The organism is Phormidesmis priestleyi ULC007 (genome assembly GCF_003003695.1).
Taxonomy (GTDB): domain Bacteria; phylum Cyanobacteriota; class Cyanobacteriia; order Leptolyngbyales; family Leptolyngbyaceae; genus Phormidesmis_A; species Phormidesmis_A priestleyi_A.
This window is the reverse complement of record NZ_PVWG01000023.1, coordinates 52,810-64,464: the sequence shown is the minus strand read 5'-3', so window position 1 is coordinate 64,464 and position 11,655 is coordinate 52,810. Positions and strand designations below refer to the sequence as shown.

Sequence of the window (11,655 nt, the reverse complement as noted above, 5' to 3'; positions counted from 1 at the left end):
CCGGAGGGGAGCAGGCATAAGGAGGGGTTAATTAGAGGGTCTTCCTATCTTATATTTAACTTCACCCTCCTACTTAGATTGCAACACTCAAGTTTATCTTTCGTAATCACTATGTTAATAACTTAATGAATATCTCATAAAGGGAATGCTAGTATTCAATACATTAGGTAATGAGCTATTTTCATCACGCTTTTACAGTTAGTATCCAGGATAATTTTTGAGTGCTGCGTGCGAGAAGTGCATTCAAAAAACCTGCCACTTGCTATCTGAAAAGGTTCCCATTCATCGACTCACCCATTCCAATTTCAACTGTGAAGAGGAGTGAAAGCCTTTCATGCAAACTGTTCTTAACTTAAGGAGCGAGTGCCATGTTTGTTGAGTATATTGGGGTTAAACCAGGAACACGCAATCACAAAGGTTACTTTGTTCAGCAAGCTTCAGGATATCGACTGATGGAGATCCAGGAGTCGGGTTGGGCAGTAATTTGCATCAGCGATTCGGTCTGTCATTATGTAGACCCAGAAAATCTACAGCGATCGCATCACAAAGAATTTTTAGTCGTTGAGGAGTTGTAGATATTCTCGACCAATAAAACATTAAATAGACTTTAAAAGGCTGCTCTGACTTCAGGGGCAGCCCTCTTTTTTGATAATCTAAAGAAGAACCTTTCCCCGCAGCAGAGAGCAAAAAAAACTCGTGAAAGATCAGTTCTTTAAATGGCTTAATTTTGTGTTGATGCTAGATCTGTTTCTAGTGCTGCTTAGCTTTGCGTGGCTGACGGTGGCGGTGATTGGTCGCGGCGCTAAGGTTCCGTTGGGGTTAGATCTTTGGTATAAACTTTGGGAGCCTGTGTTTACCCCGGCGATCGGAATTCTCATGGCAGGTGCGATCGTAAGCGGCGCATCCAGTTGGGTGGTTAAACGCCTCAATTCCGATTCATAAAACTAACCTTGGTAGACTGCATATGGTGGATTGAATAGTATTGGTTACTTGCAAAGACAATGGGCACGGCAGTGCCATGCCCCTACAATTCGCGCTTTTAACGGTTTAAATCTGTCAAAAAAATCTCTTATGCGGTATTTATCTTTTAAGCGAATTCAGGCTTCTTTGCTCTCATTGGTTTTGACGATCGTCACCTGGCTATCTCTTTCAACTACAGTCGCAGCATCTTCCACCCATTTATCCCACCCTCCACTCATGGCACTATTTTCATTTTCGGGCACTCGTCCTAATAATCTAGGGGTTCAGAACGGCGCGCTTGCAGCCTGCCCTGACTCTCCCAATTGCGTCAACAGTTTCAGCACCGATGCCGGACACAAGATTGACCCAATTCGCTACACGTCAACGCCAGAAAAAGCGTTTGCTGATTTGAAGCAGACCATTCAATCAATGCCTCGGACTCAAATCGTGACGGAGAATGAGAACTACTTATATGCTGAGTTTGCGAGTAAACTAATGGGATTTGTCGATGATGTCGAGTTTTATTTAGACAAAACTGCGGGGGTGATTCACGTGCGATCGGCAGCCCGTCTAGGCAAATCTGATTTAGGAGTCAATCGCCAACGGGTTGAAGCTATTCGGGCAGCTTTAGCTGGAAGTGGGGCATCAGCGTGAATTAGCGGTATCTTGAGGGTTAGTGACTCATAGACTAATGCTGAAGTACTAATTTGCTATGCCACGCTTTCTCCATTTAGCTGATGTTCATCTGGGCTTCGATCGCTACGACAGCAAAGAGCGCACCAAAGATTTCTTTAGGGCGTTTGAAGATGCGCTGAAAAAATATGCGATCGACGCTCAGGTCGATTTTGTGGTGATTGCGGGTGACTTGTTTGAGCACCGCACCATTCAGCCCAATGTTCTCAACCAAGCAAAGATTTGCTTTCAGATGCTCAAAGATCATCAGATTCCAGTGATGGTGATTGAAGGCAACCACGACAATCGACCCTATGGCACTCAGACCAACTGGCTTAAATATTTGGCACAAGATGAATTAATAATCCTGCTAGAGCCAGAAACCGTAGACGGACAGGTGATCTACGAAATGTGGGATGGCGAAGCTGGGGGCTACATCGATCTCGATTGCGGCGTTCGGGTGTTGGGTTCGCAGTGGTATGGCGCGTCTGCACCCAAAGCGATCGAGTCTTTAGCCAACGCAATTCAACAGCTTCCCGCAAGTCCGAGCTACTCAGTGATGCTGTTTCATCACGGGCTAGAAGGGCAGATTGCTCGATATCAGGGAGCCTTGCGCTATAACGATTTGCTGCCGCTAAAAGAGGCAGGAATTGACTATCTAGCGCTGGGTCACATTCACAAAAACTATAGTGAACAAGGGTGGGTGTTTAACCCCGGCTCGACCGAGGCAAATAGCGTCGAAGAGTCAAAATACGATCGCGGAGTCTATCTAGTCGAGCTAACCCCAGACGGCATTCACGCCGAACTTAAGCAAGATTATTATCAGCGACCCTGGGTGCGATTGCAGATCAAAGCACGAGGCGACGAAAGCCTAGAACAAATTGAGGAAGCGGCGATCGCTCAAGTGCAATCGGCGATCAAATCTCAGCGCATTGTTCCTGATCAAGCTGTGATGGTAGAGTTGCGAATCGAAGGACAAGTCGGCTTCGATCGCCTAGATCTCGATACTAAGAAACTTCAGCAGCAACTCAAAGAACTCACAGGAGCCTTGATTTTTCTGCTGAAGTATGAAGTGGATACGGTTGAGTATGCCTCTCCTTTGTCAGAGGAAATGTCAAGATTGCACATTGAGCGAGAAGTTTTTACTGATTTGGTGGCAGCTCACAACACTTATAAAGGGCGATCGACCGAGCTTGCACAAGGACTGATCGACCTCAAAGATCTACAGATGCAGGATCAGTCCGAGGTCGAGCTATATGACTTTGTGCAAACCTTGCTGGAGTCTTAACTTGGCGTTGTTTCTAGTCTGATTGCGACGGGAATGCCGACATTAGGAAAGGGGTAGCTGCACGATCGTGTAGCTACCCCTTTCCTTAACAGCGAGACTTAGGTTCTACAGGAGTAGGTCAGCAGTCTCTAAATCTGCCACGAAAGGCTTCACGATCCAGTTGGGATCGCTCACGTCAGGCAGCTCATAAGTTTGTGCATAGCTGGAGTCACTCATTCTCCAGATCATCTCCTTCCCAGTCTGCTGGTTACGCCAGAGGATATCGGGTGTGCGATCGCTGCCGAGGTCAGCAACGCCCGCAATCTGCCAGTTCACATCCGCGAGGCTGGTGATCACATCGGCGCTTTGGATCGCCGCGCCATTCATCTGCCAGATGGCGTTTTCGCCACTTGCCTTGTTGCGCCAGAGAATGTCCGATTTACCGTCGCCGTCAAAGTCAGCAGTGCCCGCAATCTGCCAATTGGTATCGGCTACCCGATAGATCACATCGGCGCTTTGGATCGCCGCGCCATTCATCTGCCAGATGGCGTTTTCGCCACTTGCCTTGTTGCGCCAGAGAATGTCCGATTTACCGTCGCCGTCAAAGTCAGCAGTGCCCGCAATCTGCCAATTGGTATCGGCTACCCGATAGATCACATCGGCGCTTTGGATCGCCGCGCCATTCATCTGCCAGATGGCGTTTTCGCCACTTGCCTTGTTGCGCCAGAGAATGTCCGATTTACCGTCGCCGTCAAAGTCAGCAGTGCCCGCAATCTGCCAATTGGTATCGGCTACCCGATAGATCACATCGGCGCTTTGGATCGCCGCGCCATTCATCTGCCAGATGGCGTTTTCGCCGCTTGCCTTGTTGCGCCAGAGAATGTCCGATTTACCATCGTCGTTGAAGTCAGCAGTGCCTGCAATCTGCCAATTGGTATCTGCCACTTGATAGATCAAGGAACCACTTTGTAAACCAGTGTTATTCATCTCCCAAATGACGTTCTCCCCGGTCACTTGGTGGCGCCACAGAATGTCAGCAATGCCGTCGCCGTTAAAGTCAGCGCTGTCTGACGAGATCTGCCAGCTACCATCTACCACGTAGGGTAGAAAGTAGCCGGTTTGTAAGGCAAAGCCGTTCAGTTGCCAAACTGCAACCTGTCCAGTGCTACCGTTGCGCCACAGCAGGCTAGGCAAGCTCTCCGTTACGCTGGTATTGAGAGTAGCGGGTGTGCCACCTGAAATTGCCGTTGTGCCACCCTTGCTCGTTGTGTCTACCGTCAGTCGTGTGGTGCCAGTGGTAAACCCACCGCTATAGGTGTTGTCGAGGGCACGAACAGTCAAGCCAGGCGGCGTACCGAAATAATTGGTCACGGGCACAAAGCGCACCAGGGTGCTAGCCGAGAACGCTAGGGCAGTCGCACCTTCGGCAACGGCACCGACATTTGTCCAGGTGGTGCCATTGATCGAGTATTGCCATTGTCCTTGGGTGCTGGGGTTGGCGGTGTTGCCGACGATCGCCAAGCCACTCAAACTAGCACCCGTATCAGGGTCACTAAACAGACTGCCAAATAAGCTGGTGAGGCTGCTACCGCTGGGATTGGTGGTATCTTGTGAAACGGCTGTTAGCGTGGCATTACTAGTCAAGGTCGGGGCATCGTTGACGTTGGCGAGTCCACCAGTGGGAACCGCCACCGTGCTAGGGGTGCTGACTGCCGAACCATCACTGAGGCTCAAGCTGTAAGCAGGAGGAGTATCGCTGCCATCGTGGACAAATTGCACGGCACCCGAGTTGATTTGTGCCTGAGTGAAGCTGGTAATCGCCGTTCCAGGCGCATTCACAAACTCAAACCGTCCATTTGTCACGTTTGTGGCGCTATAGGTCAGTTGGGCGGCGGTATTGTCGGGGTCAGTGGCGTTGATATTGCTGCTAGAGAGCACCACACTGCCACCTTCACTCAGGCTCAACGTGTTAGTGCTGATCGTCGGCGCATCGTTAACAGCGGTCACATTAATGTTTTTGGTAACGGCAGTGCTGGTGCCACCATCGCCATCGGTGATGACTAGCTGCACAGTACGAGAGGCAGTCGGTGCGTCAGACACATTGGCATAGGTAAGGTTTTGCAGTAACGCAGTGGCGGCAGTAGGGGTCGCGCTGGCGTTGAAGGTGATGACCAATGGTGTGGTGCCTGTACCGCCTGCGAACGTGCCAATGATGGTGCCTCCATAGGTGACATTGCTGACCGATACGCCAATCTTTCCAGTGCCGGTGCCCTGGTTGCGGATGGCGAGTCTGTCGTCTACCGTGCCATTGGCGCTATAGCTCACCGTTAGCGTACCTGTATCGAAATTAGCCGAATCAGCATCAGTGACGGTGGCAGTGGTGTCAAGAACAGTGGCTAAGTCATTTTCAGTGTAGGAAAGAGCATTGTTAGATTGGGTAATGCTGGGTAGTGCATTGGGAGGAACAATCGCAAAATTAATGCCGAAGCCGTTGTTGGTAGTGGGACTACCACCTCCATTCGCTGCTGTATTGCCGCTACCAGACACATTGGTTCCGCTTGCAGTAGGTGTGGTTGGAGGTATTCCATCGTTGTTGCCGTTAGGGCTAGGCGTACCATCGAAAACAAAGACTGCGCCGCCCTGACCTTGACCCGGTTGAACGAAGTTACTGCCTGCTGCACCACCAACTGCACTGTTATTGGTGAAGGTAACGGTATTAAGTGATAGGGAGCCAGCGCGAACGAAAATGGCACCGCCCAAGCCAGCACCGCCGCCGCCGCCGTAGTTAAACCCACCTGCTCCACTGTGGCCACCAAACCTGCCACCTAAACCAGCCGCGGTAGCTCCACCACCACCACCACCACCAAAACCTCCATTGCCACCGTTATTATACTCCGTACCGCCGCCGCCGCCGCCAAACCCACCATTACCACCGTTTCCATTGATATTGTAGGGGGGAACTGAGGCCCCACCACCACCGCCTGCACCTGTTCCTCCGTTTGTCGCGCCTGAAGTGCCAGAGCCTAGCGCCCCAATGCCAACACTGCCACCTAAGTTGCCGCTAGTGCCACCGTTACCACCCTTGGAAGTAGAGGCACCTGGACCACCACTCGTGTTGCTGCCATTGCCGCTAACACCACCACCACCACCACCACTATAGGTTTGGCTAATAACACCTGCTCCACCTTGACCACCGATCGCTCGGTTGTCATTGAATACAACTCTATTGAGCGTGACGTTGCCATTATTAACCAGCAAGCCACCGCCCAATCCAGCCCCGCCGCCGCCACCTTTATAGCCATCGCCACCCTTGCCGCCTTGGGCTCGTCCACCTGCAACAGCTAGATCTTGCAGTGTTACCGTACCAGAATTGATGAACAACGCCCGCACATCCCCAACATCATTCGTGCCACTATTGTTGGCATCACCATTAATTGTCAGGTTGCTCTGCCCGGTTCCAGTGATGCTCACATCGCTGTTGATCACCAGTTCTGATTGCAGACGAATCGTTTGGGCAGTGGCAAAAGTGGTTGCATCAAAGGTGATGGTGTCGGCTCCTGCAAGGTTGTTTGCCTGAGAAATGGCATCTCGCAACGATCCGACTCCACCATCCGATGTGTTCATCACCGTGAAGTTTGCCAGCACCGAATGGTAGTTTGCTGCCGCCAGTGCCACCGTTTCAATCTCCCCAGACTGATACTCTAGCGTCCAGTCACCCCTCTGAGTGCTGTCCCCTGTCAGATTGTTAGAGGCAGCAACATCAGCTTCAGTTAACTGGCTGATGATTTGTACAAACGCTTGACCGAGCTCGCCTTCGGCAACGTTACAGCCGTAGAGCAGAATGTCCGCATCGTTGGTCAGCGCTTTGCTCCAGGACTTGAGCTGGGTGGCGTACTGCGGCAGATCGGTCAGGTTCAGGGCGCTACTGCCAAAGTCCAGTCCACCGTCTTCCCCGTGGGAAACAATGTGCAAACTGCTGATGTTGTGCCGCCCCAGCAGCGTGTTGGTAATTTGGGTGACAGCATCCTGGCTGGAGTCGAGGATGTGGACTTCGGTGCCCGGTGCCACCCCAGACACCAACTGCTGATAGTCAGCCACCGATCGATCGACAAACAAAAGGGATTGATTAGCTCGTCCCAACCCCGTTAAAGAAGTAGTCAAACTGGCTTTGTCTAAGACAGGCGTAAGGTTAGCGGTAGACAGCACATCAGCAGAAGACGTAGCCGATCGAGGAAGCTCAAAAGACATTGGGTTTCTTTCCAGGGATAAAAAATGAAGCCAACATTCAGAGACGGATGTAGCTTTGTGGGCTGCGATCGCCAACCGTGCTTTACTACGGAGAGTTTCCGATACATCTAAATGTTTTATTCTTATTGAGAGTACCCCTATTTCAAGCAAACTATCGATGAAGCTTAAATCCCCTAAACTAGTCTCTGGTGAATCTTTCGCCCTGTTACTTATTCTCGGTAATTTCCCATAAGCAATTTGAAACCGAAACAGTTTTCTAAGTAATTTAACTGAATGTGAGTGCGATAGAAGTGGTTCACTCTGAACAGCTTTGCTGATCCGAAGGCACTATGAATTCAGGAGAACCCCCTAAATCCCCCAAAATTGGGGGACTTTGAACCAGAAATCTTGGCTTGAAGTCCCCCAAATGGGGGGATTTAGGGGGCTGAAGCCGCTGAGAACGAAGCGAAAAAACTCGTCGAACTCACGTTGGATTAAGGATCGTGGATAAATAATTTCGTTACTTGCAACGCTATTGGGCACGGCTGTGCCATGCCCGTACGCAGATTCCTGTAGTTATGTAGTTCACGATCCTTAGCCAGCAGCAGGCGGCGACTCAAACTTATAGCCAACTCCACGGACGGTTTGAATCAACGCGGGTTGACTCGTGTCAATCTCAATCTTTTTGCGAATCTGACCGATGTGGACATCCACCACACGCTGATCGCCTACGTATTCGTAGTCCCAGACTTCTTGAATCAATTCGGCTCGTCGCCACACCCGACCCGGATGACTCGCCAAGAAGTGAAGTAAGTCAAATTCCAGCGCGGTCAAGGGCACAAAGTCTTCGTTGAGCTTGACCTCACGGCGCACAGGGTCGATCGCCAGCTTGTCAAATATGAGACATTGCTGCTCGGCGGTGGTCACAATTCTCTGACGTTTTAGAATTGCGCCGACTCGAACGCCTAATTCACCCAGGCTAAACGGTTTAGTGATGTAGTCATCGGCACCTTGGCTAAACCCGCGAATCTTGTCTGCTTCATCAGTGCGGCTGGTTAACATCAGCACAAACACCCCCGTGCGGCTCTGCATCTCTTGACAGAGATTATAGCCATTGGCATCGGGAAGATTTACATCTAGAATGACGAGATCAGGGTTGAACTGCTCAAACATCGCCAAGGCAGTCTTACCGTCTTCAGCAGACTCCATTTGGTAGCTTTGCTGGGTGAGATAGCGATGGATCAACTTCCGAATTGCGGGATCATCGTCTACTACGAGAATCTTGGCTGGAGCCATGACCATAACCTTGCGTTGAGAGAGGGTAGTGGTGGAAACTAAGGGTAACTTGCAGAACTAGATAGAATGATATCTATATCTGTATTACACAGGATAAATTTGCCATCAGCACTAGTATGCCTCAGGTTTTGACTAGAATAGCTTGATAAGCTACGGTTTCCTCAAAAAAGCTTGTGACCCGTGTCGCGCTAAGTTACCTTGGAGAGAAGGTGGAGTAATAGCAGATGAGCGATCGAAATCCCTACGAAAAGCTTGGAGTCCCTGAAGGGGCAACCTTTGAGGAGATCCAAAGTGCCCGCAGTCGGCTGTTAGAAGCGTCTGCGGGTGATGAAAAGCAGCGACTGGAGATAGAAGCTGCCTATGATTCGGTGTTAATGGAACGCCTCAAAATGCGTCAGGAAGGGAAGATTCCCGTTCCCGATCGGATTCGTTTCCCTGAAAAATTGGCTCAGGCATCTCCTTCGGCAATGCCTGCACTGCCCAAGAGTTCTCCTGAGTGGTTGACAAACTTGGTCGATACCCCGGGCAAAGTCGATATTGCCTTGCCTGCCGGGGTGCAGTTTCTTTTAGGTGGGTTGGTAGTGCTTTCTCCGACCGATGCTGTGCTGCAACTGGCAATGGCGGTTAGTGTGGGGTCTACTTTGTATTTCCTTTATCGCAAAGAGCGAAAGTTGGGGAAGGCAGTTCTGCTGGGTTTGGGTGGGTTGCTGTTAGGGTTTGCGATCGGTGCAGTGCTAGAAAGCTTCCTAAAAGTCTATCTCCCAGTTCAGCTAGGGGCAGAGATCTTTGTCAGCCTGGTGACGTTTGTGGTTTTATGGCTAGTCAGCAGCTTCTTAAAGTAGACAGAATATAATAAAGTCTTCTCAGTGTGTGTGTCACTCAAGTGACGCACTTATTCTGGCGGAGACTTTTTCAACGTTAAGGAGCACCGAATGGCTGCGGATAGCTTTGACAAAAATAGTTTGGGCTGGCAGCTTCAGCAGTTGGCGCAGCGCGTTGGAGAATGGATTGAGGCGCGATTTCCTCAAAACTCCCCAAATCTGCCTCAGATTCCAAACTGGTCATTTCCAACCTGGCTTTTGGAGGCGATGTTTTGGGCGATCGTGCTTTCGGCAACGCTCTGGTTAAGTTGGCAACTCGTTCGGCTGCTTGCGCCTTATTGGGCGGGATCGTCCGCCCAAGATGCGAAATGGCAACTCCACAAGTCAGCCTCAAAAGAAGAGGAACGATCGGTTGCAGGCTGGATTCGTCAGATGCAAGAGTTTCAGCGTCAGGGCAACTATCGGGAGGCTTGTCGTGCGCTCTATATGGCGATGCTGCAACGATTGAATGATACGAAACTGGTGCCTCATCAATTCAGCCGGACGGATGGCGAATACTTGCAAGTCGTGCAACCGCTTCCTCAATCTCAGGCTTATCAAACGTTGATTCGCACCCACGAGCAACTGTGCTTTGGCGATGGGGTGATTTCAGCCGATGTGTTTAATCGCTGCCAACGTGCCTACCAAGAAATTGAGCGACTGAAGAGCGAAGAAGTCTGAATCTGCCAGTTCTAGTTTTTACTCAATTTTTTCGCTCTCCACCCTTTCCTGCTTGGTTGGCTCGTCCTACACTTTCTTTGGCGCGAGATGCTTGCACATCAGGCTGATTGATTTGTAGCTGTTGCCGACCATTGCGGACGATTCGCAGCATTTCTGCCATTTGCGCTTCCATATCACGAAGCACCCGATCGGCATAGCCATCGGCCCCGTTTTGGATGTCTTCACATTCTTCGATCGCCAATCGCCGCATTTCTTCAAGATCTTGCTGGGCCTGACGGCGAGTGCGTTCAATCTCAGCGATCGTTTGTTCTTGAACCGCTTCACACTCTTGCTGCAACTGAGCGCGAATCTGCTGCGCCTCTAGCTCGGCTTGATGAATGATCCCCGTTTCATTCATGATTTGAGCGGCGCGGCGTTCAGCCTCCTCGATCAACTCATGGGCATATTGCTCTGCCTGCATCAAGAGTTCGTCTTTTTGACGCACGATTTCTTCTGCTTCGTGAAAAGCTTCTGGCAGACTCAATCGCACCAAATCAAGCTGATCGAGAAATTGCTCCTCATCGATCAGGGTGCGCCGACTCCAAAGCACACGCGGGCTGTCGAGAATCATCTCCTCGATCCGATTGAGTTCTTGCTGAATGTCGGGTGTGCCTACTCGCGAATCTTCTCGGTAGGTGGGTCGATTTTGGGCGCTTCCATGACTGGGATGGAGTCCGTCGGGGTTGGTGCTAGTGGATTCTTGGCGTAGCATTTGTAGATATCCAAGGCGACGTGTTGTGGGACGAGGTGATCGATCGCACCGCCAAATTTGGCGACTTCTTTAACCACACTGCTGCTGAGAAAACTATATTCATTGGAGGTGGTGAGAAAAACCGTCTCGATCTGATCGAACAAGGTTTTGTTGATGTGTGCCATCTGCAACTCCATCTCAAAGTCAGAAATGGCGCGTAACCCCCGCAGCAGAGCGCTGGCACCCCGAAGTTTGGCATAAGTCACCGTTAGCCCCTCAAAGCTATCAACTTCTACATTAGCAAGCGGTTGAGTTGCCCGACGAATCTGCTGCATGCGGTCTTGAATGGTAAAAAGAGGGGTCTTGTTAGGGTTGCGAAGCACTGCCACGATCACCCGATCGAAGAGGTGACTGCCTCGCTTGATAATGTCGAGGTGCCCAAACGTAATCGGGTCGAAGCTTCCGGGGTAGATGGCAATCACACAAATGTAAATCGGTACGTTATGGATTTTAAAGGCAGAATCGAGGAGAAACTTACCTCTTTAGGAGGTTAGTGATCGGAGCGCGATCGCCCTACAAGCTTGCAAAGAAATTGCGGAGCTTGGTTGGGCACCACTTATCCCATCGGCAACCTTCTTGAATTTTACCCAAGAACCCGTTTTGATGCTTAAAAAGAATATTAAGTCATCCGAGGATTTTCTTACTTTACCAAGAATACTTCCGTCACGGATGATATATACGTAATTTATATCGACAAGGGGTAGCCGACTTAACGAACAGAGAAAAGAATTACCAGAAGTCGAAACTGCAAAAGAGTCTGCCTCTCTATGGATATCTTGTATGGGTCGCCACCCCGATCTCGCGCTTGGTTAAATTGTACCAGCTTCTGTTGACCGGAAATTGGTTACCTCCGTTCCTTCAGCAAGCGCTCAACCCTGTGGAGGGTTTCCCTCCGTTTGATA

Annotated in this window: 10 protein-coding genes; 6 read left to right on the top strand and 4 right to left on the bottom strand. The window is 50.4% G+C overall.

Annotated features, from left to right (window positions below; genetic code table 11):
• The first annotated feature begins 368 nt into the window (after positions 1 to 368).
• The 4 genes from C7B65_RS17565 (at position 369) to C7B65_RS17550 (ending at position 2,920) form a co-directional block, all read left to right on the top strand.
• Positions 369 to 575 carry a hypothetical protein gene (locus C7B65_RS17565; protein ID WP_073073877.1) on the top strand — a complete coding sequence of 69 codons (207 nt, stop codon included), beginning with the start codon at positions 369 to 371 and terminating at the stop codon, positions 573 to 575.
• Between the two features lie 121 nt (positions 576 to 696).
• Positions 697 to 942, top strand: coding sequence for a hypothetical protein (locus C7B65_RS17560; protein ID WP_073073875.1), 246 nt, complete (start codon positions 697 to 699; stop codon positions 940 to 942).
• 255 nt (positions 943 to 1,197) lie between these two features.
• On the top strand, positions 1,198 to 1,614 hold the full coding sequence (locus tag C7B65_RS17555) for a DUF1499 domain-containing protein (RefSeq protein ID WP_073073873.1): 417 nt from the start codon (positions 1,198 to 1,200) through the stop codon (positions 1,612 to 1,614).
• Positions 1,615 to 1,672: 58 nt separating this feature from the next.
• Positions 1,673 to 2,920, top strand: coding sequence for a DNA repair exonuclease (locus C7B65_RS17550; protein ID WP_073073872.1), 1,248 nt, complete (start codon positions 1,673 to 1,675; stop codon positions 2,918 to 2,920).
• A 105-nt stretch (positions 2,921 to 3,025) separates the two neighbouring features.
• Here the strand turns inward: C7B65_RS17550 and C7B65_RS29325 are convergent, their stop codons facing one another.
• Positions 3,026 to 7,147, bottom strand: coding sequence for a DUF4347 domain-containing protein (locus C7B65_RS29325; protein WP_106254081.1), 4,122 nt, complete (start codon positions 7,145 to 7,147; stop codon positions 3,026 to 3,028).
• A 573-nt stretch (positions 7,148 to 7,720) separates the two neighbouring features.
• The gene (locus C7B65_RS17540) at positions 7,721 to 8,422 is read right to left on the bottom strand and encodes a response regulator transcription factor (protein WP_073073887.1); all 702 of its coding nucleotides are present in this window, start codon (positions 8,420 to 8,422) and stop codon (positions 7,721 to 7,723) included.
• Between the two features lie 224 nt (positions 8,423 to 8,646).
• Here C7B65_RS17540 and C7B65_RS17535 point away from each other — a divergent pair, with 224 nt between their 5' ends.
• Positions 8,647 to 9,264 carry a CPP1-like family protein gene (locus C7B65_RS17535; protein ID WP_073073869.1) on the top strand — a complete coding sequence of 206 codons (618 nt, stop codon included), beginning with the start codon at positions 8,647 to 8,649 and terminating at the stop codon, positions 9,262 to 9,264.
• Positions 9,265 to 9,354: 90 nt separating this feature from the next.
• Positions 9,355 to 9,963, top strand: coding sequence for a DUF4129 domain-containing protein (locus C7B65_RS17530; RefSeq protein WP_073073867.1), 609 nt, complete (start codon positions 9,355 to 9,357; stop codon positions 9,961 to 9,963).
• Between the two features lie 22 nt (positions 9,964 to 9,985).
• On the opposite strand, the gene C7B65_RS17525 is transcribed toward C7B65_RS17530, so the two are convergent.
• Positions 9,986 to 10,714 carry a F0F1 ATP synthase subunit B gene (locus C7B65_RS17525; protein WP_073073866.1) on the bottom strand — a complete coding sequence of 243 codons (729 nt, stop codon included), beginning with the start codon at positions 10,712 to 10,714 and terminating at the stop codon, positions 9,986 to 9,988.
• Entirely contained in the window at positions 10,615 to 11,175 is a 561-nt protein-coding gene (coaD, locus tag C7B65_RS17520) for a pantetheine-phosphate adenylyltransferase (protein WP_073073886.1), read from the bottom strand. The genes C7B65_RS17525 and coaD overlap by 100 nt, the downstream gene beginning before the upstream one ends.
• Positions 11,176 to 11,655: the final 480 nt, after the last annotated feature.